This is a genomic window from Ensifer sp. ENS08, from assembly GCF_014852195.1.
Taxonomy (GTDB): Bacteria; Pseudomonadota; Alphaproteobacteria; order Rhizobiales; family Rhizobiaceae; genus Ensifer; species Ensifer adhaerens.
Genome location: NZ_JACVBF010000001.1, coordinates 869,548 through 891,335 on the forward strand (window position 1 = coordinate 869,548; position 21,788 = coordinate 891,335).

General features: G+C 63.3%; 24 protein-coding genes. 11 read left to right on the top strand and 13 right to left on the bottom strand.

The window, feature by feature from the left end; genetic code table 11:
* The first annotated feature begins 124 nt into the window (after positions 1-124).
* The 3 genes from IB272_RS04050 to IB272_RS04060 all read left to right on the top strand — a co-directional run bounded on the left by IB272_RS04050 (position 125) and on the right by IB272_RS04060 (position 2,675).
* A complete protein-coding gene (locus tag IB272_RS04050; RefSeq protein ID WP_060580634.1) occupies positions 125-931 on the top strand; it encodes an AraC family transcriptional regulator in 807 nt (268 codons plus the stop codon).
* Positions 932-1,025: 94 nt separating this feature from the next.
* A complete protein-coding gene (locus IB272_RS04055; RefSeq protein ID WP_060580633.1) occupies positions 1,026-1,943 on the top strand; it encodes a DMT family transporter in 918 nt (305 codons plus the stop codon).
* Between the two features lie 33 nt (positions 1,944-1,976).
* On the top strand, positions 1,977-2,675 hold the full coding sequence (locus IB272_RS04060) for a phenylalanine--tRNA ligase beta subunit-related protein (RefSeq protein WP_060580632.1): 699 nt from the start codon (positions 1,977-1,979) through the stop codon (positions 2,673-2,675).
* 75 nt (positions 2,676-2,750) lie between these two features.
* On the opposite strand, the gene IB272_RS04065 is transcribed toward IB272_RS04060, so the two are convergent.
* Positions 2,751-4,334 carry a peptide chain release factor 3 gene (locus IB272_RS04065; RefSeq protein ID WP_034797554.1) on the bottom strand — a complete coding sequence of 528 codons (1,584 nt, stop codon included), beginning with the start codon at positions 4,332-4,334 and terminating at the stop codon, positions 2,751-2,753.
* A gap of 91 nt (positions 4,335-4,425) precedes the next feature.
* Here IB272_RS04065 and dut point away from each other — a divergent pair, with 91 nt between their 5' ends.
* Complete coding sequence (gene dut, locus IB272_RS04070) at positions 4,426-4,899, top strand: dUTP diphosphatase (RefSeq protein ID WP_192444217.1); 474 nt, start codon at positions 4,426-4,428, stop codon at positions 4,897-4,899.
* Positions 4,900-4,941: 42 nt separating this feature from the next.
* Here dut and IB272_RS04075 read toward each other — a convergent pair whose 3' ends face one another.
* Positions 4,942-5,379, bottom strand: a complete 438-nt coding sequence (locus IB272_RS04075) for an Lrp/AsnC family transcriptional regulator (RefSeq protein WP_034797556.1) — start codon at positions 5,377-5,379, stop codon at positions 4,942-4,944.
* Between the two features lie 130 nt (positions 5,380-5,509).
* Here IB272_RS04075 and IB272_RS04080 point away from each other — a divergent pair, with 130 nt between their 5' ends.
* Positions 5,510-6,427, top strand: coding sequence for a DMT family transporter (locus IB272_RS04080; protein ID WP_034797558.1), 918 nt, complete (start codon positions 5,510-5,512; stop codon positions 6,425-6,427).
* Positions 6,424-6,729, top strand: coding sequence for an NIPSNAP family protein (locus IB272_RS04085; RefSeq protein WP_034797560.1), 306 nt, complete (start codon positions 6,424-6,426; stop codon positions 6,727-6,729). Before IB272_RS04080 ends, IB272_RS04085 begins: the two co-directional genes overlap by 4 nt.
* Positions 6,730-6,768: 39 nt before the next feature.
* Here IB272_RS04085 and IB272_RS04090 read toward each other — a convergent pair whose 3' ends face one another.
* Positions 6,769-7,401, bottom strand: a complete 633-nt coding sequence (locus tag IB272_RS04090; protein ID WP_060519681.1) for a LysE family translocator — start codon at positions 7,399-7,401, stop codon at positions 6,769-6,771.
* A 174-nt stretch (positions 7,402-7,575) separates the two neighbouring features.
* Between IB272_RS04090 and IB272_RS04095 the strand changes: the two genes are divergently transcribed.
* Both IB272_RS04095 and cysK read left to right on the top strand, forming a co-directional pair.
* Positions 7,576-8,193: a LysE family translocator gene (locus IB272_RS04095; protein ID WP_060580631.1), complete on the top strand. Its 618-nt coding sequence runs from the start codon at positions 7,576-7,578 to the stop codon at positions 8,191-8,193.
* A gap of 136 nt (positions 8,194-8,329) precedes the next feature.
* Positions 8,330-9,298 (top strand): cysteine synthase A, encoded by a 969-nt coding sequence (cysK, locus tag IB272_RS04100; protein WP_034797566.1) that lies wholly within the window; start codon positions 8,330-8,332, stop codon positions 9,296-9,298.
* A 66-nt stretch (positions 9,299-9,364) separates the two neighbouring features.
* On the opposite strand, the gene IB272_RS04105 is transcribed toward cysK, so the two are convergent.
* The 10 genes from IB272_RS04105 to rsmI all read right to left on the bottom strand — a co-directional run bounded on the left by IB272_RS04105 (position 9,365) and on the right by rsmI (position 18,983).
* Entirely contained in the window at positions 9,365-10,897 is a 1,533-nt protein-coding gene (locus tag IB272_RS04105) for a YifB family Mg chelatase-like AAA ATPase (protein WP_060580630.1), read from the bottom strand.
* Between the two features lie 216 nt (positions 10,898-11,113).
* Entirely contained in the window at positions 11,114-12,061 is a 948-nt protein-coding gene (gene gshB, locus IB272_RS04110) for a glutathione synthase (RefSeq protein WP_060580629.1), read from the bottom strand.
* Between the two features lie 147 nt (positions 12,062-12,208).
* On the bottom strand, positions 12,209-12,826 hold the full coding sequence (locus IB272_RS04115; RefSeq protein ID WP_348646773.1) for a hypothetical protein: 618 nt from the start codon (positions 12,824-12,826) through the stop codon (positions 12,209-12,211).
* Positions 12,827-13,198 carry a hypothetical protein gene (locus tag IB272_RS35565; protein WP_348646774.1) on the bottom strand — a complete coding sequence of 124 codons (372 nt, stop codon included), beginning with the start codon at positions 13,196-13,198 and terminating at the stop codon, positions 12,827-12,829.
* Entirely contained in the window at positions 13,195-14,307 is a 1,113-nt protein-coding gene (locus tag IB272_RS04120; RefSeq protein WP_060580627.1) for a sn-glycerol-3-phosphate import ATP-binding protein UgpC, read from the bottom strand. The genes IB272_RS35565 and IB272_RS04120 overlap by 4 nt, the downstream gene beginning before the upstream one ends.
* Positions 14,308-14,373: 66 nt before the next feature.
* Entirely contained in the window at positions 14,374-15,216 is an 843-nt protein-coding gene (gene ugpE, locus IB272_RS04125; RefSeq protein ID WP_060580626.1) for a sn-glycerol-3-phosphate ABC transporter permease UgpE, read from the bottom strand.
* 10 nt (positions 15,217-15,226) lie between these two features.
* The gene (locus tag IB272_RS04130) at positions 15,227-16,231 is read right to left on the bottom strand and encodes an ABC transporter permease subunit (RefSeq protein WP_246810296.1); all 1,005 of its coding nucleotides are present in this window, start codon (positions 16,229-16,231) and stop codon (positions 15,227-15,229) included.
* 5 nt (positions 16,232-16,236) lie between these two features.
* A complete protein-coding gene (locus tag IB272_RS04135; protein WP_192444218.1) occupies positions 16,237-17,535 on the bottom strand; it encodes an extracellular solute-binding protein in 1,299 nt (432 codons plus the stop codon).
* 160 nt (positions 17,536-17,695) lie between these two features.
* Positions 17,696-18,064: a YraN family protein gene (locus IB272_RS04140; protein ID WP_060580625.1), complete on the bottom strand. Its 369-nt coding sequence runs from the start codon at positions 18,062-18,064 to the stop codon at positions 17,696-17,698.
* Complete coding sequence (gene rsmI / locus IB272_RS04145; protein WP_060580624.1) at positions 18,054-18,983, bottom strand: 16S rRNA (cytidine(1402)-2'-O)-methyltransferase; 930 nt, start codon at positions 18,981-18,983, stop codon at positions 18,054-18,056. Before rsmI ends, IB272_RS04140 begins: the two co-directional genes overlap by 11 nt.
* A gap of 252 nt (positions 18,984-19,235) precedes the next feature.
* On the opposite strand from rsmI, the gene dnaN reads away from it, so the two are divergent.
* The 3 genes from dnaN to IB272_RS04160 all read left to right on the top strand — a co-directional run bounded on the left by dnaN (position 19,236) and on the right by IB272_RS04160 (position 21,787).
* A complete protein-coding gene (gene dnaN / locus IB272_RS04150; protein WP_034804468.1) occupies positions 19,236-20,354 on the top strand; it encodes a DNA polymerase III subunit beta in 1,119 nt (372 codons plus the stop codon).
* Positions 20,355-20,592: 238 nt separating this feature from the next.
* On the top strand, positions 20,593-21,195 hold the full coding sequence (pmtA, locus tag IB272_RS04155) for a phospholipid N-methyltransferase PmtA (protein ID WP_113135390.1): 603 nt from the start codon (positions 20,593-20,595) through the stop codon (positions 21,193-21,195).
* A 4-nt stretch (positions 21,196-21,199) separates the two neighbouring features.
* Positions 21,200-21,787: a histidine phosphatase family protein gene (locus IB272_RS04160; protein WP_034804471.1), complete on the top strand. Its 588-nt coding sequence runs from the start codon at positions 21,200-21,202 to the stop codon at positions 21,785-21,787.
* Position 21,788 lies beyond the last annotated feature (1 nt).

Consider the following 21,788-nt stretch of genomic DNA (forward strand, 5'->3'; position numbering starts at 1 on the left):
ATGAAAGTTTCTGCGACCCACCGATGTCAGCCGGAGCAGGAGGCGTCATGAGGCGTCATTGCGATGGCCGGATGCGGCGCCTCGGTGTACAAGACAAAGCTGGAGAACGGAGCAGGCGCGCGGGATGGCGAAGGGCAAGATCAGGATGCTGCGCAGTGCCGCCGCGGGCATAGACGCTGTCGAGGCCGAAACGCGCCAGTCCTTCGCCCGCCACACGCACGATCAGTTTGGCATCGGTCTCATCTATGAGGGCGCGCAGAAGTCGCTCAGCGGCCGCGGCATGGTCGAAGCCGGCGCCGGCGACATGATCACCGTCAACCCCGGCGAGGTGCATGACGGAACGCCGATCGGTGATGCCGGCCGCGCCTGGCGCATGCTCTACTTCGATCCCTCGGTCATCGCGACTGCCGCCGAGGATATCAGCCAGGGCCGCGCGCATTCCGGCGAGTTCACTGCCCCCGCCTTCCACGACCGGGAGGTCGCAGATCACTTTCGGGCACTGTTTGCGGCCATCACCGATCCGACGGCCATGGGCGACGCCATCCGGCACGAGGAGCAGCTCCTGCTGCTGCTTGCAGGCGTTCTTGCCACCGGCAGGCGACACCAGCGTGAACGGCCGGCAACAATCGCGGCGGCCAAGACGATGATCGACGACGATCCGACGGCCGCGATCACGCTCGCCGATCTCGCCGCCGAAGCCGGGCTCAGCCGCTTTCAACTGGTGCGCAATTTCGCAAGCGCGGTCGGCCTGACGCCGCATGCCTATATCGTCCAGCGCCGCATCGATCTCGCCCGCCGCCTGATCGGCGGGGGCATGCCGCTGGCGGAGGCCGCGTTCGCGGCCGGCTTCGCCGACCAGAGCCACATGACCCGCGTCTTCGTCAGCAAATATGGCCTCTCGCCGGGCATCTATGCCGAGGCCAAAAAGTAGCGCCCGCAATTCCGTTCAAGACCCGAGCCCTCCCCCGGAGCATTGCTGCATCGGCTGCGCAGCGACAAGCGCGGCGGAGCAACGGAGAACGGACATGTCGGGAAAATTTCAAGGCTATCTCTATCTGTCGCTGGCGATGATCCTCGTCGGTAGTACGGTGATCGCCAGCAAGATCATCGCGACGGGCCTGCCACCGTTCACGGCCACCGCGCTGCGCTTCGCCGTCGCCTTCCCGCTCTTCCTGCTGTTGATGTGGCTCACCAGGACGTCATGGCCGAAACTTAAGGGCCGCGACTGGCTTCTCCTCATCGCCCAAGCCGGCGCTGGCAGCGTCGGCTATACGACGCTTTTGATCGCCGGCCTCAGCCTGACCTCGGCAACCGATGCCGGCGTGGTGATCGGTACGCTGCCGGTGGTTTCCGCCGCCATCGCCATCCTTCTTCTCGGCGAGCGCCCGGACCGCAAAGTGCTTGCGGCGATCGCACTTGCCGCAGCCGGCGTGCTGACCATCGTCTTCAAGCCCGGCGAAGGCGGCACCCATTCGCCGCTCGGCATCGCCCTCATCTTTGGCGCCGTCATATGCGAAGGCCTGTTCATCCTTCTCAACAAGCGCGTGAAGACGGAGATCTCGCCGCTGGCTCTTTCGACGCTGATGGCCGGCCTCGGCTTCGCGGTCGCCATCATCCCTGCGCTCTTCGAGACGCATGCGACGGCCGAGATCGACAGGGGCGCAATCGTTGCGGTTCTCTACTACGCCCTCATCCCGACCGTTGCCGGCTTCCTGCTCTGGTATGCGGGATCGGCGAAAGTAAGCGGCACCGAGGCCTCCGTCTTCACGGCGCTGGCGCCCGTTTCAGCCGTCGCCTTCGCCTTTCTCCTACTCGACGAGCCGGTCGGCACCCCTCAATTGCTTGGGATCGGCTGCGTGCTCGCCGCCGTCCTCGGCCTGACCCTACCCCAGATCCTCGCCGGCCGAAGGACGGCACGCGCCTTTCCGGTCGCGGAGGTTTGAACCAGAATGAACGCATCCAATTCGAGGACTTCCATGCACTTCCAGCACGCAGACGACATCTGGCGCGATTTCCCGGAGCTGAGCGCCGGCGCGCTTTTCATCGATGGCATAAATGGCGGCGTCTCGGTCGAGGACCATGTTCGCCAGTTCCAGGCGAGCGCAAATGATCGTCTCGGCGCGGGTTCGGAAAGCGACCTGCCCGAGATCCAGGCGTGGCGCCGGACCTTTGCCAAGATGGGATTGAAGCCGACACAATACCGCTCGGCAGCTGAAGCCTTGCTCCGCCGCTTCCGCAAGGAAGGCGACCTGCCCTCGATCCATCCGCTGATCGATCTTTGCAACGCCGCTTCGCTCGCCTTCGCCATTCCGATCGCCGTCTTCGACCTCTCCCACGTCAGCGGTTTTCTGCACGTCCGCCGGGCGGCCGGCAGCGAACGCTATCTGACGTTCTCAGGAGAAACGGAGAGCCCCGAACCAGGCGAAGTGATCTTCGCCGATGCCGAGGGGCGGGCGCATGCCCGGCGCTGGACCAACCGGCAGAGCGGTCTTTCGGCCATCCGGCCGCAGACGACGCATGCGCTGATCGTGGCGGAAGCGCTGCACAAGACGGCATGCGAGGACACCGAACGCCTGCTCACGGCACTTTCGCAGGCAATCGAACAGACCTGGGGCGCTCGCCCGAGCATGGCCATGCTCGATCGTTCGTCGCCGCGTTTCGATTTTTCGGTTTAGGGATTTCGTTCGGAAAACGGCGCTTGAGCGCCGCGAGACCGGCCGATGCCTAGGCACCGGCCGGACACAGGACAATCAGGCCGCCTTGGCGACGTGATATTCCTTGATCGCGACCATCTTGATCGCCGGATAGCGCTCGGCTTCGTAGCGCAGCGAGAAGCTGTCCTGCGCCAGGAACACCGGGTCGCCATCGAGATCGCGGGCGATGTCGCCACGACGGGCCGTGACAAACTTGTCGAGTTCGGCCGGCTGGTCGGACGAAATCCAGCGGCAGACAGAGAAGCGCGACATTTCGAAGGAAACCGGCAGGCCGTATTCGGCACTGAGGCGCTCCTTCAGCACGTCGAGCTGCAGCGCACCGACGACGCCGACGATCGCCGGCGAACCGTCTTCCGGCGAGAAGAGCTGCACGACGCCTTCTTCCGCCATCTGCTGCAACGCCTCTTTCAGCTTCTTCGCCTTCATCGCATCCTCGAGCCGCACGCGGCGCAGGATTTCCGGCGAGAAGTTCGGCACGCCCTGGAACACCAGCGGCTCGCCCTCCGTCAGCGTGTCGCCGATACGGAGCGTGCCGTGGTTCGGGATGCCGACGACGTCGCCGGCGTAAGCCGTGTCGGCGAGTTGGCGCTGCGAGGCGAAGAAGAACTGCGGGGCGCTGAGGCCAAGCTGCTTGCCGGTGCGCGACAGGCGCGCCTTCATGCCGCGCTCGAGCTTGCCGGAGCAGACGCGCGCAAAGGCGATGCGGTCGCGATGGTTCGGGTCCATGTTGGCCTGGATCTTGAAGACGAAGGCCGTCATCTTGTCGTCGGTCGCATGCACCGTGCGGATATCCGCTACCTGGTCGCGCGGTGGCGGGGCGATGTCGCCAAGCGCATTGATGAGATCGCGCACACCGAAGTTGCGCAGCGCCGAGCCGAAAAAGACCGGGGTCAGATGGCCTTCGAGGAAGGCCTTCTTGTCGAAGGGCTTGCAGGCCTCGATCGCCAGCATCAGCTCTTCGGTAAAGGCGTCGCGCTCGTTTTCCGGCAGGCGATGGGAGGCCATTTCCGGGCCGTTGACCTTGGTCGGGATTTCCTGCGTGTCCGAACCGCGCACGGTGTTGTCGGCGAGGTTGTAGGACCCGCAGAAAGTCTTCGAGCGGCCGATCGGCCAGGTCACCGGCGCGCAGTCGAGCGCCAGCTTCTCCTCGACCTCATCCAGGATCTCGAAGGGATCGCGGCTTTCGCGGTCCATCTTGTTGACGAAGGTGATGATCGGGATGTCGCGCATGCGGCAGACTTCGAAGAGCTTTAGAGTGCGCGGTTCGATACCCTTGGCGGCGTCGATGACCATGACGGCCGCATCCACCGCCGTCAGCGTGCGATAGGTGTCATCGGCGAAGTCTTCGTGACCGGGCGTATCGAGAATGTTGAAGACGTTGCCGCCATACTCGAAGGTCATCACCGAGGTGACGACCGAGATGCCGCGCTCGCGCTCGATCTTCATCCAGTCCGAACGGGTCTGGATGCGGTCCTTCTTGGCCTTGACCTCACCGGCGAGCTGGATGGCACCGCCGAACAGCAGCAACTTTTCCGTGAGCGTGGTCTTACCGGCGTCCGGGTGGGCGATAATCGCAAATGTGCGGCGGCGGGAGACCGCCTCGGCGAGAGTTTCAGCCATGTCGTAAAATCCTGTGAGTTGCCGCGTCCTTTACAGGCTCGGCCCCGATTATGCAATTGACCGAGGCGCCCGTGGCCCGGCTTATGCGGGCATGAGCACGCACACTTCCCTATCCCGCCCGACCCTCAACCTCGTTCGTCTGCCGCACGGCGAAGGCCTGGAGCTTGCGGCCTACGAGACCGCAGGCGCCGCCGGCATGGATTTGCGCGCGGGCGTCCCCGCCGATCGCCCGCTGATGCTCACCCCCGGCAAGCGCGCCCTCGTTCCGACCGGCTTCATTTTCGAAGTGCCCGCCGGCTACGAGGCGCAGATCCGCCCGCGCTCTGGCCTCGCCTTCAAGCACGGCATCACCTGCCTCAACACGCCCGGTACGATCGACAGCGACTATCGCGGTGAAGTGAAGGTGCTGCTCGTCAATCTCGGCGACGAGGAGTTCATCATCGAGCGCGGCATGCGCATCGCCCAGATGGTGATCGCACCGGTCACGCAGGTCACGGTTCGCGAGGCCGACGGCGCAAGCGAGACGGCACGCGGCGCCGGCGGCTTCGGCTCGACCGGCGTCTGATCGACCGACGGCGACCCCTTCGCACTTTTCCTGGGATTGCTTTTAAACCAAAGGCGGCAGGCGGCGCTTGACCGGTGTCGACTTGACAATCGAGGTGTTGGTCTGCGCCTTCTCGGCGATCCGGTCGAGGATCATGTCGAGCTGCGCCATGTCACGCACGTAGAGCTTGGCGATGAAGCAGTCGTCGCCTGTGACCTTGTCACATTCGACGAATTCCGGCGTCTCCTGGATCAGCCGCTCGACGATGTGCAGCATGCCCGGCATCGGTCGCACGCGGATTACCGCCTGCAGCGGGTAGCCGACCTTGGCGGGGTTGAGGGCGATTGTGAAACCGTCGAGGACGCCGCGCTCTTCCAGCTTGCGGAGCCGATCCGCAGCGCTCGGCGACGAGAGCCCGGCCTCCTGCGCCAGCTCCTTCAGCGACACCCGAGCATTGGCGGCCAGTATGTCGAGGATTCGTCGGTCAATCTCGTCCAGCATCACGACACCATAAGTCACAACAACAAACAGAACTTCGATAATTAGGCAACCTAGCACAATTGCCTTCGTTCATCTATGGGAAAGGCCATGAGCACCGGCTATTCTGCGATCACCAATAGGAGCAGAAATCATGAATACCGAGCTCAAACGCGGCAGCATCGAGATGACGGCAGCGATGCTGATATCCGGCACCATCGGCTGGTTCGTGCTGATGTCGGGACAGCCGGTGACGAGCGTGGTGTTCTGGCGCTGCGTCTTCGGGACCATAACGCTCGTTGCCATTGCTTGGGCGCTCGGACTTCTCGACCGTCGCCACTTCAGCCGACGGATGCTGCTGCTTTCGGTCATCGGCGGCATCGCGATCGTGGTCAACTGGCTGCTGCTGTTCGCCGCCTATTCCCACGCATCGATCTCGATCGCGACGATGGTCTACAACACCCAGCCCTTCATGCTCTTGGGCCTCGGCGCCGTGTTCCTCGGCGAAAAGATCACCGTCACCAAGATCTTCTGGCTCCTGGTGTCGTTTGCCGGCATGCTTGCGATCATTTCGGCCAAGCCTGGCCAAGGCTTCGCGCCTGAAGATTATCTGATCGGCGTGGCCCTTTCGATCGGTGCTGCCTTCTTCTACGCGATCGCGGCGATTGCGACCAAGCTGCTCAAGGGCACGCCGCCGCATCTGATTGCGCTGATCCAGGTGATCACCGGCACCGTGATGCTGGCACCGATGGCGCTTGCCGCACCCGCCCCGTCAGGTGCAACGCAATGGTCGATCGTCCTGACCCTCGGCGTCATCCACACCGGGCTGATGTATGTGCTGCTCTACGGCGCGATCCAGCGGCTGCCGACACATATGACCGGGGCGCTTTCCTTCATCTATCCGATTGCCGCCATTGTGGTGGACCGCCTCGCCTTCGGGCACCAGTTGCAGCCGATCCAGATCGCCGGCTCCGTCGCGATCCTCGTTGCCGCCGCCGGAATGACTCTCGGCTGGAAACTTCGCCTTCCCTCTTCTATCAGGAAGCGGGAACGCGAAGGGAGAACCGCATGATCACCTGCTACCTGAAATACATTATCGACCCTTACAAGGCGGCCGAGTTCGAACATTACGCCAAGCTCTGGATCCCGCTCGTCAATCGGCTGGGCGGCACGCATCACGGCTACTTCCTGCCGCATGAAGGGGCGAACAACATCGCCCTGGCGCTCTTCAGCTTTCCGACCCTTGCCGACTATGAAAACTACCGCCGGGAAATGGCCGCGGATCCGGAATGCCAGGACGCCTTCGCCTATGCCGAGAAGACGCGCTGCATCCTCAGCTACGAGCGCAGCTTCATGCGGCCGGTTTTCGAGTAAGCCAGCTCCGGAGTTGAGGGCGGCATCGGCAAGCGCGCGTTAGCGCCGCGCTTCCGAGGCCATGCTCAGCGCAAAGCCGAAGAGCGCCGTCCCCATCGCCCAGCGCTGCACCACCATGAACAACGGCCGCCCGGCAAGAAAAGCGGCGATGCCGCTGGCGGCGAGCGCGATCATGGCGTTGACGGTGACGCTGGTCGCGATCTGGATCGAGCCGAAGACCAGCGACTGGCCGAGCACGTTGCCGAGCTCCGGCCGGATGAACTGCGGCAGCAACGAGAGATAGAGCACCGCTACCTTGGGATTGAGCAGGCTGGTCAGGAAGCCCATGACGAACAGCTTCTTCGGCCCATCCTTCGGCAGGTTCTTGACCTGAAAGGGCGAGCGTCCACCGGGCCTGACCGCCTGCCAGGCGAGATAGAGAAGGTAGGCTGCACCGGCGATGCGAAGCGCATCATAGGCGAGGGGCACGGCCAGAAGCAGCGCTGTGATACCGAATGCCGCCGAGACCATATAGACGACGAAGCCGAGCGCCACGCCGCCGAGCGAAATCAAGCCGGCGCCCGGCCCCTGGCTGATCGAGCGCGAGATCAGGTAGATCATGTTCGGGCCTGGCGTCAGCACCATGCCAAGGGCCAGGAGGGCAAAGCCGATCATATCCTTCAACTCGGGCATGGAGAGGCGCCTTTCGCTCGTTTTCGCCAAGCTCTACGCATTTCGCACCAGCGGACAACGCCAGACTTGTCACCCGGTCAATTTCTTCAGCGGACGCCCGCCGGTCGCAGTTCGGTGATTTCCTTTTTCAGTCGCTTGAGGTAGAAATCGGCATCATCTTCGGAAGGACATTCCATGACGCTCGCGGCCCTCATCGCCTATAGCGGCGCGCTGTTCATCGCTGCGGCCATTCCAGGCCCCGGCGTGACGGCGCTGGTTGCGCGCGCGCTCGGCTCCGGTTTCCGCGAGACCTTCTTCATGGGCCTCGGCATCGCGCTCGGCGACATGATCTATCTAACCGCGGTCATCCTCGGGCTGGCGCTGATTGCCCAGACCTTCACCACAGCCTTCCTGGTGGTGAAGTTTGCCGGCGTCCTCTACCTCGGCTACATCGCGTGGAAGCTGTGGAGCGCAGGGCTGCTGCCGGAGGACATCAAGGCGAAGCCGTCGACGAGTGCGGCCATGTCCTTTCTGTCCGGCCTGCTGATCACGCTCGGCAATCCGAAGACGATGCTGTTTTACGTGGCGCTCGTGCCGACGCTGATCGACATTCGGGCGATCGGACCCGGCGACTACGGCCTGCTCCTGACCGCCACCTTTCTGGTGCTCTTGAGCGTTCTCGTGCCCTATATGCTGCTCGCCTCGCGTGCGCGTCTGCTGCTCAAGCAACCGAAGGCCCTGAAAGCGCTGAACCGGGTTGCGGCCAGCGTGCTTGCCGGCACGGCGGCCTATATCGCCGTTCGCGCCAGCTGAAAAAACTTTTCCCGAACAACGACTTCGCCAGTGGTTTTTCCTTCGGCGGATCGCTGCGCGGTGTTTGTCGTTCTGGAATTGCGCGATCATTGTTCCTATTCTCGTAGCTCGACAATTTACGCCAAGGGAGAAACCCATGTCCGACACACGCAAGCCCGGCCGCGGCCGCGTCTACTCCTCGATCACGGAAACGATCGGCGACACGCCCATCGTGCGGCTGGACAAGCTTGCCAAGGAAAAGGGCGTCAAGGCGAACCTGCTCGCCAAGCTCGAATTCTTCAACCCGATCGCCTCGGTCAAGGACCGTATCGGTGTGGCGATGATCGAGAGCCTGGAAGCGCAGGGCAAGATTACGCCCGGCCGCACGACGCTGGTGGAGCCGACCTCCGGCAATACCGGCATCGCGCTCGCCTTCGTCGCGGCCGCCAAGGGCTACAAGCTGATCCTGACGATGCCGGAGACCATGTCGGTCGAGCGGCGCAAGATGCTGGCGCTGCTCGGCGCCGAGCTGGTGCTGACCGAGGGCGCCAAGGGCATGAAGGGCGCGATCGCCAAGGCGCAGGAACTGGTCGAGACACTGCCGGACGCCATCATCCCACAGCAGTTCGAAAACCCGGCCAACCCGGAAATTCACCGCAAGACGACGGCCGAAGAAATCTGGAACGACACGGACGGCGCTGTCGACATTTTCGTCTCCGGCATCGGCACCGGCGGCACGATTACCGGCGCCGGCCAGGTGCTGAAGGCGCGCAAGCCTTCGATCAAGGTAATCGCCGTCGAGCCGGAGGAATCTCCGGTTCTGTCCGGTGGCAATCCCGGGCCGCACAAGATCCAGGGCATCGGCGCAGGCTTTGCGCCGGCGATCCTCGACACCACGGTCTATGACGAGATCGTCACGGTCAACAGCGCGGAAGCGATCGAGGCCGCCCGCCTTGTCGCCAAGCTCGAAGGCGTGCCGGTCGGCATCTCCGCCGGTGCAGCTCTAACCGCGGCAATCGAGGTCGGCCAGCGCGAGGAAAATGCCGGCAAGACCATCGTCGTCATCATCCCGTCCTTTGCCGAACGCTACCTCTCGACGGTGCTGTTCGATGGCCTGGGCGGCTGATCAGGCCGACTTCAGTTCCAATCGGAAAGGGCGCCCGTGGCGCCCTTTTTTTTTCAAGGCACGCCGCTATGCGGCGACGGGCAAGCGTTCCCCGGCGATCCGATAGGAAATCGCCTCGGCGAGATGGATGCGACCGACGGTTACTGCGCCATCGAGATCGGCAAGCGTGCGGGCGACCTTCAGCACACGATGGTAGCCGCGGGCGGAAAATTTCATCTTTTCGGCGGCGTCCCGGAGAAGCTGCAGGCCGGCCGCATCGGGTGCTGCGATCTTCTCGATCATCGAGGTTGACGCGCGGGCATTGCTTGTCAGCTCTGGATGTCCGAGGGCGGCGAAACGATCGATCTGCAGCGCCCGGGCACGGGCGACGCGACGAGCAACGACCTCGCTGCTTTCGGCTGCGGCCGGCTTCAGGAGATCGGCGGCGCTGACGGCCGGCACGTCGATGCGGATATCGATGCGGTCCATCAGCGGACCGGAGATGCGTGCCTGATAGTCGGACATGCAGCGCGGTCCACGGGCGCAGCTGCGGCCGGGTTCGCCGGCCATGCCGCAGCGACAGGGGTTCATGGCCGCGACAAGCTGGATCGCGGCGGGATAGCTGACGCGGTGGTTGGCGCGGGCGATGATGCATTCGGCGGTTTCAAGCGGCTGGCGCAGCGCGTCGAGCACCTGCGGCGAGAATTCCGGAAACTCGTCGAGAAACAGTACGCCGTTGTGCGCAAGCGACGCCTCGCCGGGCTTGGCACGCAAGCCGCCACCAACCATGGCGGCCATCGTCGCGGAATGATGCGGCGTGCGGAACGGCCGCCGGTCCGAGAGCTTGCCGCCCGGAAGCTGCCCGGCGATCGAATGGATCATCGACACTTCGAGGAGCTCGGCCGGGTTGAGCGGCGGCAGGATCGACGGCAGGCGGGCAGCGAGCATCGACTTGCCCGAGCCGGGCGGGCCGACCATCAGCAGATTGTGGTTGCCGGCGGCCGCCACTTCGAGCGCCCGCTTGGCGCTTTCCTGACCCTTGATATCGGCGAGATCGGGCAGGTTAGATGCGCCTGAGCGGATCGCGGCCTCGGGTCGCGAAAGCACCTGCGTACCGCGGAAATGGTTGGCGATTGCGATCAGGCTGCGGGGCGCCAGAATGTCGATCTCGGCCCCGGCCCACGCCGCCTCGGGTCCGCTTTCGGCCGGGCAGATCAGCCCCTTGCCGAGCGCATTGGCACCGATCGCGGCGGGAAGCGCGCCGGCAACGGCAGCAATGGTGCCATCGAGATTGAGCTCACCGATCACCACATAAGGCGCCAACGCATCGCCGGGAATGGCGCCGAGGGCTGCCATCAGGCCGAGTGCGATCGCCAGGTCGAAATGGCTGCCTTCCTTGGGAAGGTCAGCGGGCGCAAGATTGACGGTCACGCGCTTGGCCGGCAGCGCCAGACCTGAAGCATGAAGGGCGGCCTGCACCCGCTCGCGGCTTTCGGCGACGGCCTTGTCCGGCAGGCCGACGATCTGCATGCCGACCTTGCCCGGCGCGACCATCACCTGCACATCGACAGGCAGGCCCTCGATTCCCTGAAATGCGACCGTGCTGACGCGCGCGACCATGCTTGCCCCCTCGCCCAGGCAGCCCAGTTATCGGGCGCCACAACCGCCCAGGGTTGCAGGCAGAAGCCTTGCACGGATCGCGCACAAAAACAAGAACAATAACGGAACATTTGAGGAGGCGCGGGCCTGTACCCGGGACGTTTCGGCAAACGGCCGCGGGCGTAGGCCCGCGGCAAGCGCCATCGACCCGAGATGGCTCCTAGGCCGAGATCTTGATCAGGCGCGCTTGCGCTCGATCGCATCCCAGAGCAGGCTCGCGACATCGGCGCCGCCGAACTTTTTCACTTCGCGGATGCCGGTCGGCGACGTCACGTTGATCTCGGTCATGTAGTCGCCGATAACGTCGATGCCGACGAAGAGGAAGCCGCGCTCCTTCAGCGCAGGCGCGATGCGGGTGCAGATTTCCTTCTCACGCGCCGTCAGTTCGGTCGGCTCAGGCCGGCCGCCAGCATGCATGTTGGAGCGGGCGTCGTGGTCTGCCGGAACGCGGTTGATGGCGCCGACCGGCTCGCCGTCGACGAGCAGGATGCGCTTGTCGCCCTTGCGCACCGCCGGCAGGTATTCCTGGGCGATGAAGGGCTCGCGGAACATCTGGCCGAACATTTCGAGCAGAGAGGACATGTTGCGGTCGTCGCGGGTCGAGTGGAACACGCCGGCGCCGCCGTTGCCGTAGAGCGGCTTCAGGATGATGTCGCCCATTTCCTGGCGGAAGCTGGAGATCTCAGCGGGGTCGCGGGTGATCAGCGTCTTCGGCATCAGGTCGGCGAATTCGGTGACGAAGATCTTCTCCGGCGAATTGCGCACCCAGGCGGGATCATTGACGACCAGCGTCTTCGGATGCAGGCGTTCCAAAAGGTGCGTCGAGGTAATGTAGGCCATGTCGAAGGGCGGGTCCTGGCGCAGCAGGATGACGTCCATGGTCGAAAGATCCACGCGCTCGGCTTCGCCAAGCGTGAAGTGGTCGCCCTTGACGTCGCGCAGCGTCATCGGCTGCACGCTCGCATAGACCTTGCCGTCGCGCAGCGACAGCTTTTCCGGCGTATAGTGGAAGAGGCGATAGCCGCGCGACTGTGCCTCGAGGCTCATGGCGAAGGTGGAGTCACCCGCAATGTTGATGCCCGACACATGGTCCATCTGGACCCCGACATTGACGATTTTCGCCATCTACCCATTCCCTCATGGATCACGCTTAGCGTGATCGATTTCAAACCGCCGGAGCGAATGAGGACGGGAAAACCGCTGCCCTCTGCCGCACTGGCAAAGCCCTCGACATGTAGAATGCGGGCGGGCCTTAGGCAAGGAGAGGCGAGCCTATTCGAAGCCTTCGATCACGCAGGTGATGAGATCGTGATCCGAAAGCGGCCGGCCGGTTTCGTCAAGCGAAGGAATGATCGTGGTCTCGCCGATCTTCAGCCCGCGCGACAGGAACCAGTCGAGCTTCATCGCCCGCTCTGGCCAGCGGGTGATCAGGCTCGGCCGCGTGGTCATCACGTCGAGCGGCCCACCATGGCGGGTAAAGCCTCTGATGGCGCTCATGGCAAACAGCCCTTCGGCCTCGAAATCGCCGCCGGCATGGTTGCCGGTATTGAGATCGCCACCGATCATCACCGGCAGGCCGGGGAAAGTCTCGTCGAGTGCATCGATCAATTCCTTGACCTGGCGCTCTCGGTAGACGGCAGTCGTCGCACTCTCGAGATGGGTGGAGACGGCGACGAAGGGTCCGGCTTCCGTCTCGATGACGGCGCCGATCGCACAGCGCTCGCCAAGGCGCGGCTGCTCGCCATCGGTGAACCAGAGGCGTTCGCCCCATAGGCGCAACATGAAGGGCCGGGAGAACGGCACCGCAGCCATCAGCGCATTGCCATGGAACCCCTTGGCGTTGAATTCGTCCTCACAGAACTCACGCTCCGTATCGGAGCCGAGACCCATCTAGATGAACTCGATGCCATACGCATAGTGCATGCCGAGTGTTTCGGCGACTTCGGCGGTCGGGTGACGCTGGCCGGTGCGGGCCATGCCGTTGTCCATCTCTGAAAGAAGGACGACCGGCGCGTTCGTCGCGGCGAGATGGGCGGCGCTTTCGGCCGGAAACAGGCAGCGCTCCAGGTTCCAGGCAGCAACGGTGAACGGGAAGGCGAGCGGCGTATCGGAGGCCGGTGTGCCGCCGACCTCCACGCTGTTCATCTCCGGCCGTGCGGCCATGGCTGCGTCATGGGCGGCAATGGTGCGCACGATCTCGGCAAAGCTGGCGCGGGTTTCAAGCGAAGGAACGGCAAGCTGCTCGACGGTCTTGGAGATCACGATGCGGTCTCCAGGCGTGGCGCTGCAACCGGCGCTTCATTGGCAAACGACGTGCCGCGCTCCAGCCGCTTGCCGGTCTCGGTCGAGAAGAAGTGCAGACGGTCGACGGCGATCGTCACTGCAAGATCACCCGAAAGTGGCGTCTCCGGAGACAGCGCGATGGTGAGCGCCTGGCTCTCGATGGTGCCGTGCACGAGCCGCTGCGCGCCCAGTTCCTCGACATAGTCGACCTGGAACAGCATGGCGTCCTCGCCGACGCCGGCGAGCTTGAGATCTTCGGCGCGAAGCCCAACCGTGACCGGGCCTTCGACCGGCGCACGGTCGCCAAGCGCGATCCTGTAGAGACCGATCTGCAGGTTGCCGCCTTCGATCTCACCCTTGATCAGGTTCATCGCCGGCGAGCCGATGAAGCTGGCGACGAAGGTTGAGGCCGGGCGGTGATAGACGTCGAGCGGACGGCCGATCTGTTCGATGCGACCGCCATTCAGCACCACCAGACGGTCGGCAAGGGTCATCGCCTCGAGCTGGTCGTGGGTGACGTAGAGCGAGGTCGTGCCGAGGCGCTTCTGCAGGCGTTTGATCTCGCCGCGCATGGAGACGCGCAGCTTGGCGTCGAGATTGGAGAGCGGCTCGTCGAAGAGGAAGGCCGCCGGCTTGCGCACGATGGCGCGGCCCATGGCGACGCGCTGGCGTTGGCCGCCCGAGAGCGCACGGGGCTTGCGGGTAAGATAGGGCTCGATCTCCAGCATGCGAGCGGCTTCGGCGACGCGGGCGTCGATCTCGGCCTTCGGCGTCTTGCGGTTCTTCAGGCCGTAAGCGAGGTTTTCGTAGACGGTCATGTGCGGATAGAGCGCGTAGTTCTGGAAGACCATGGCGATGTCGCGCTCGGCCGGATCGACCTCGTTGATCACGCGTGAGCCGATCGTCACCGTGCCCTTCGAAATCGTCTCCAGCCCCGCGACCATGCGCAGAAGCGTGGACTTGCCGCAGCCGGACGGGCCGACCAGCACGATGAATTCGCCGTCCTCGATATCGATCGAGACGGATTTCACCGCCTCGACATTGCCGTGATAGATCTTCGAGACCTCGGCGATGGTAATGGCCGCCATGGCTGCCTCCGTAAGATTGATGTCGTCTCAGGAGCGGGCGGGACTTTTGTCCCGCCACGACCCCGTTTACTTGTCGCTTTCCGTCAGGCCCTTGATGAACCAGCGCTGGAAGATCACGACGATCATGACCGGCGGCAGCATGGCGAGAATCGCCAGCGCAAAGGCCTCGTTGTAGTCGGGGATGTTCGAGCCGACCCAGACGAGCAGGATCTGCTTGATGCCGCGCACCAGGGTGAAGAAGCCTTCGTCGGTGGTCATGAGGGTGGGCCAGAGATACTGGTTCCAGCCGTAGACGAACATGATGATGAAGATCGCCGCCATCATCGTGCGCGAGAGCGGCACCAGTACGTCGATGAAGAACTTGAAGGGTCCGGCGCCGTCGATGCGCGCGGCCTCCAGCAACTCGTCCGGCACCGACTTGAAGAACTGCCGGAAGTAGAAGGTGCCCGTCGCCGAGGCGAGAAGCGGCACGATCAGGCCGGTATAGGTGTTGGTCAGCTTCAGCGTGTTCATCACTTCATAGGAAGGAAGGATGCGCACTTCGAGTGGCAGAAGCAGGGTGGTGAAGATCACCCAGAAGAAGAAGGTCGCGAGCGGAAAGCGGAAATAGACGAGCGCATAGGCCGCCAGCATCGACAGCACGATCTTGCCGACGGCGAAACCCAGGCCGAGGATCATCGAGTTCAGCATCATGTTGAAGCCGGTGATCTTGCCGGTGAAGCCGCCCTCGCGCGTCAGTGCCGTCTGGTAGGTCTCGACGAAATGGCCGCCCCAGCTGAGGCTGAGACCGTTGCGGTGAATGTCGGCCGCCTCGTGCGTCGAGGTCATGAAGGCGACGACGACGGGCGCCACCATGATGAAGACGCCGAAGAGCAGGATGATGTGGTCGAAAATCTTGGTGCGATACATCGGCCCCACCTCAGTTGTAATGCACGCGCCGCTCGATGAAGCGGAACTGGAAGATGGTGAGCACGAAGACGATCAGCATCAGGATCACTGACTGGGCCGAGGAGCCGCCGAGATCGTTGCCACGGAAACCGTCCATGTAGACCTTGTAGACAAGGGTGATCGGGTTGTTGGCGGCCTTGTCCTTCACCATCACGTCGATGACGCCGAAAGTGTCGAACAGCGCATAGGTGACGTTGATGATCAGAAGGAAGAAGGCGGTCGGCGCGAGCAGCGGCAGGATCACCGTCCAGAAACGGCGGAAGCCCGAGCGGCAGTCGATCGCCGCAGCTTCCCGCACCGAGACCGGAATGCCCTGGAGCCCTGAGAGGAAGAAGATGAAATTGTAGGGGATCTGTTTCCAGACCGAGACGACCACCATGGAAAAGGCGGTGTCGAAGTAGTTCAGACCAACCTTGATGTCCCAGCCGAACCAGCGCGCAAGCTCGACGATCGGGCCGATATGCTGGTCGAAGAACATCATGCCGATGAGGCCTGCGACCGGCGGGGCAATGGCATAGACCCAGATCAGCAGCGTCTTATAGGCGGCGTTGCCGCGGATGACGCCATCGGCCTTGACGGCGAGCAGCAGCCCGATCGACAGCGCAAAGAAGGTGACCAACGCCGTGAAAACGGCGGTGAAACGGGCAATGCCGAGATATTCGCCTGATTTCAGCACGTCGGTATAATTGGTCATCCCGACGAAGGTCGAGCCGAAACCGAAGGGGTCTTCAAGATAGAACGACGACTGGATCGCCTGAACCGACGGCCAGTAGAAGAAGATGAAGATGATCGCGAGCTGCGGCGCGAGGAAGAGGTATGGCAGGAACGGCGAGGAGAACTGCACGCGCTTTGCAGCGCTTTCGCCTCCGCTATTCGACTGGCCACCGAAAATCCGGAAGGCGCCGAAGCGACGCCCCCCGGTCTTTGTTCCGGTCCCTCCCCGCGCTGCGGGGAGGAGATCTGTCGCGGTCGACATCGAGATCAGCCGGCCGTCTTGGCGAAACGGGCGAGCAGCTCGTTGCCTTCCTTCTCGATCGTGTCGAACGCGTCCTTGACGGTTGTTTCGCCCGAGAAGATGCGGCCGTATTCGCGTTCCATGATTTCGCGGATCTGCGGGTAGAAGCCGAGGCGGTAGCCCTTCGACCAGTCGCCGGCCGGCAGCATCAGCTGCTTGATGCCGACTTCGGCAACCGGCTTTTCCTTGTAGTAACCATCCTTCTGGGCAAGCTCGTAGGCTGCCTTGGTGATGGCCACATAGCCGGTGGCCTTGTGGTAGAAGTACTGGATCTCAGGCGAGGTCAGGAACTGGAAGAAGTCGGCAACGCACTTGTTTTCTTCATCCGTCTTGCCGGACATGGCAAAGAGTGCCGCGCCGCCGATGAAGGAGTTGGTGCCGGCGCCCTTGATCGAGCCCCAATAGGGCAGGAAGGTTGCCGAGAACGGCATCTGCGCCGTCTTCTGCAGGCCGCCGAACGAACCCGACGAACCGATCCAGAACGCAGCCTCGCCTTCTTCGAAGACCTTCTGGTTGTCGTTCCAACCGGCGCCGTAGAAGGCGAAGTAGCCTTCATCCTTCCAGGCCTTCAGCTTGTCGAACATCATGACGAGGTTCGGGTCGGTGACCTTCAGCTCAGTGTCGACGACGGCGTCGTAACCGTTGTTGTTGGTGGCGAACTGGATGTTGTTGCGGGAGAAGAAGTTCTCCGTGAACTGCCAGGTGAGCTGCGACTGGACGAGCGGGATGTAACCGGCTTCCTTCAGCTTCGGGGCGACGGCCTCGAACTCTTCCCAGGTCTTCGGCGCTTCGACGCCGGCCTTCTTCAGGGCCTCGTCGTTGATGTACATGATCGGCGCGGAGGAATTGAACGGCATGCCGACGAACTTGCCTTCGCTGTCGGCGTAGAAGTAGCGCACGCCATCGATGAAGGCGTTGCGGTCGAAGTTGTGACCAGCCTTGATGATCAGGTCTTCGGCCGGGATGACCGCGCCCTTGGCGTTGATGATCGTGGCGGCACCGGCGTCGAAGACCTGCAGGATGTTCGGCTGTTCACCCGAGCGGAAAGCGGCGATACCGGAAGCGAGCGCTTCCTCGTAGGTGCCCTTGGAAACCGGGGTCAGCGCGCAGGCGCTCTGGGCTTCATTGAACTTCTTGGAAACTTCATTGATGACTTCGCCGTTGCGGCCGGCCATGCCGTGCCACCAGGTAATGTTGGTCGCGGCAAGCGACGAGGTCGCGGAAAATGCAAGGGTAAGGGCTGCGAGCGTAAACTTCTTGAACATGACTAATCCTCTCCACCGGGTTGCGGATGGCAGTGGACTAGTGACCTTCAATGACAGGCCCGTAACGCTTTTATGTCGGAACGATTACAAATTCGAGAATATGTTCCAATGAGGGGCACCCGCGGAACAACGCAATCATTTCCCTTCATTATGCGCCGATTCAGAACGCATCCGGCAGGTGCCGCGGCCAGCCCCAAGGGGTCACGGTGACGATGTCGTAGCGCACGGAAAGCCTGCTGAAATCCGGCTGTTTCGCCAGCCAAAGATCGCTCGCGGCACGGATACGCCTCTGCGCTGTCGCCGTCACGGCGAAGACGCCGTCTTCGGCCGAGCGACGGGCCTTGACCTCGACGCAGGCGATGAGATCGCCGCGCCTTGCGATGATGTCGATCTCGCCAAGCTTGGTGCGATGGCGCATGGCGACGATGCGGTAGCCCTTGAGCAGAAGGCAAAGCGCGGCACGGTATTCGGCGAGATGCCCTCGCTTCAGCGCCTTCAGCTTCCGCTTGTCGCCACCATCAGTCGTCATGGCGCTCCTTCAGTTGAAGCAGCCGGTCATAGAGTTCCTTGCGCGGCAGGCCCGTCTGGCGGGCGGCTTCGGTTGCCGCCTTGCCGGTCGGCATGTCGGCGACCAGGCTTTGCAGCAGCGCGTCGACGTCGGCCGCTTCCGGTTCGGGCGCGGCATCGGGAGGGCCTATGACGAGCACGATCTCGCCCTTGACCGGCCCCGCCTGTTCATAATGAGCCGCAAGCTCGCCGAGTGTGCCGCGGCGAAATTCCTCGAAGGTCTTGGTCAATTCGCGGCAGACGGACGCCCGCCTGCCCTCCCCCAAAACGTCGGCCGCCGCCGCAACCGTCGCAGCGATCCGGTGCGGCGATTCGAAGAACAGGATGGTTGCCGGCACGGCGGCGAGTTCCCTGAGGCGATCGCGTTTGGCCTTGTCCTTGGTCGGCAGGAAACCGGCAAAGAGGAAAGCATCGTTCGGCAGACCGGACCCGACGAGGGCTGCAAGCGGCGCCGAGGCGCCGGGAATCGGCACGACGCGATGTCCGGCCTCGATCGCAAGCTGCCCCAGGCGGTAGCCGGGGTCGGAGACCAGTGGCGTGCCGGCATCAGAGACGAGTGCCACCGAACGCCCTTCGGCGAGCGCTGCCAGCAGCCGCGGACCGGCCTCGTCGGCATTGTGCTCGTGGTAGGCGTAGGGCCGATTGGTGATGCCGTAGCGATCAAGCAGAACACGGGTGACCCGCGTGTCCTCACAGGCAAGCACATCGGCGCCGGCCAATGTTTCCAGCGCGCGCAGCGTGATATCGCCGAGATTGCCGATCGGGGTTGCCACCAGATAGAGCGCGGCATCAAGGGGGCGGGCCGGAACGCTCACATTGTGCAGCCGGTAGCTGCGCTCCCTCTGTCCGCCGGCCGGTTCCGCTGTCTTTTGCTTTTCCACCTGTAACGTCCTGATCGTGCTTACCGATGTGTCTGTCCGGTCTTTATGAGTGAGCCACCATGGCAGAGCAAGGGCAAGACGACGGGCCCACGTGCCGCATCTGGGGACAGAAGCCCTCAAACCCCTTGCTTTCCGGGCGCTCTTTCTGCCATTTTGCCGGTCCACATCTATCCGGTCGGTCGGCCGGGGCACTCGCAGTTGACGCTCAGGCGGACGTTTCGCCCGCCGGGCAATGGTTGAAAGCGGCATCCCATGCGCATTACTCTCGAGCGATCCAACCTCCTGAAATCGCTGAACCACGTGCACCGCGTGGTGGAGCGGCGAAACACGATCCCGATCCTCTCGAACGTGCTCCTGCGTTCCGACGGCGCCAGCCTCGAAATGAAGGCGACCGACCTCGACCTCGAAATCACCGAGGCGACCCCGGCCCAGGTGGAGCAGGCGGGCGCGACCACCGTGCCAGCGCACCTGCTCTACGACATCGTGCGCAAGCTGCCCGACGGTTCGGAAGTGCTGCTCGCCACCAACGCCGAGGGCACGGCGATGACCGTCGCCTCGGGCCGTTCCAAGTTCTCGCTGCAGTGCCTGCCGCAATCCGACTTCCCGGATCTGACCGCCGGCAGCTTCTCGCATTCGTTCCGCCTCAAGGCGACCGACCTCAAGATGTTGATCGATCGCACCCAGTTTGCGATCTCGACCGAGGAAACCCGCTACTATCTCAACGGCATCTTCGTACACACGGTCGAAAGCAAGGGTGAGCTGAAACTGCGCGCCGTCGCAACCGACGGCCATCGCCTGGCGCGCGCCGACGTCGAGGCGCCATCCGGCTCCGAAGGCATGCCGGGCATCATCATCCCGCGCAAGACCGTCAGCGAATTGCAGAAGCTGCTCGACAACCCGGAACTCGTCGTCACCGTCGAAGTCTCGGACGCCAAGATCCGCTTGACGATCGGCTCGATCGTCATGACCTCGAAGCTGATCGACGGCACTTTCCCCGACTACCAGCGCGTCATCCCAGCCAACAACGACAAGGAACTGCGCGTCGATTGCCAGTCCTTCGCCCAGGCGGTCGATCGCGTATCGACGATCTCGTCGGAGCGCGGCCGCGCCGTCAAGTTGGCGCTGAACGAAGGTCAGATGACGCTGACGGTCAACAATCCCGATTCCGGCAGTGCTACGGAAGAACTGCCCGTCGGCTACGACCACGATCCGCTCGAAATCGGCTTCAACGCCAAGTACCTGCTCGACATTACTTCGCAGCTGACCGGCACCGATGCGATCTTCATGCTGGCAGACCCGGGCTCGCCGACGCTCGTCCGTGATCTGGCCGCTGAAGATGCGCTCTATGTGCTCATGCCGATGCGCGTGTAGCCGGGCCTGACGCGGCGCGAAATGCCAACCCGTCACGCCCGCGCGTGACGGGTTTTTTGTTGGCCGCGGCATCTGCGGACTGTTGATAAGCGAACGCTTTCAGGCGCAGACAGACTTGTTTTTGCCGCAGATGGGGACACATTATGATCACCGCCGCCGCGGCCGGCCCGAATCACCGGGCGAGGAATTTTGAGCGGACGGCCTGTGCGAGGAGAGGACAGCGGTTTTGAGGGGTTCAATGAATTTGCGCGTGAAGGTGAAGGAACGGCTCGGACGGAAGTTCGACGAAGAGATTCGCTTTTTCAAGGGATGGATGAGCAATGCCAAGGCCGTCGGCGCGATCCTGCCGACCTCCTCCGTCACAGCGCGCCGAATGGCGAGCGTCATCAATCCGGCCTCAGGCCTTCCGGTTCTTGAGCTCGGCCCCGGCACCGGCGTCATCACCAAGGCGATCCTGGAACGTGGCCTTGAGCCGTCCAATCTCGTGTCGATCGAGTATTCGACCGATTTCTACAATCAGCTCAAGACCAACTTCAACGGCGTCAACTTCATCAACGGCGACGCCTTCGATCTGGAACACACGCTCGGCGAACTCAACGGCCAGACCTTCGACAGCGTCGTCTCTGCCGTGCCGCTTCTGAACTTCCCGATGTATCGCCGCGTCGAACTGATCGACGATCTGCTGTCGCGCGTTCCGGTCGGCCGGCCGGTCGTGCAGATTTCCTATGGGCCTTTGTCGCCCGTCGTTGCCATGCCGGACCGCTACAGCATCCAGCATCTCGACTTCGTCGTGCGCAACATTCCGCCGGCGCAGCTCTGGGTCTATCGCCGGGCGCACTGACGGGATGTTCGGCGTCTACGTCACCCATCCGCAGGTCCAGATCGATCCGGACGTGCCCGTCCCGCAATGGGGACTTTCCACTGTTGGCCGCGAACGCGCGGTCATCACCGCCCGATTGCCCTGGGTGCGTTCGCTCGGACGGATCGTTTCGAGCGACGAAACCAAGGCGATCGAGACGGCACAACTTTTGGCCGATGCGGCCGGCGTGACGATCGAGGTCCACCACGACATGGGCGAGAACGATCGCTCGGCCACCGGCTTCCTGCCGCCGCCGGAATTCGAGAAGGCGGCCGACTGGTTCTTCGCCAATCCCACCGAAAGCTTCGAGGGCTGGGAGCGCGCGATCGATGCCCAGAGCCGCATCTCGAACGCGGTCTTTCGGATCCTCGGCGATCACGATCCGAAAATCCCGATTGCCTTCGTCGGCCATGGCGGCGTCGGCACACTTCTGAAATGCCGCCTTACCGGCGCGCCAATCTCGCGCGCAGCCGACCAGAAGGGTGGTGGCGGCGGCAATGTCTTCGCTTTCCGCCTTGCGGATCGGACTGTTGCATGCGACTGGACCCCGATGGAACACTGGCAGGGGATTTAGA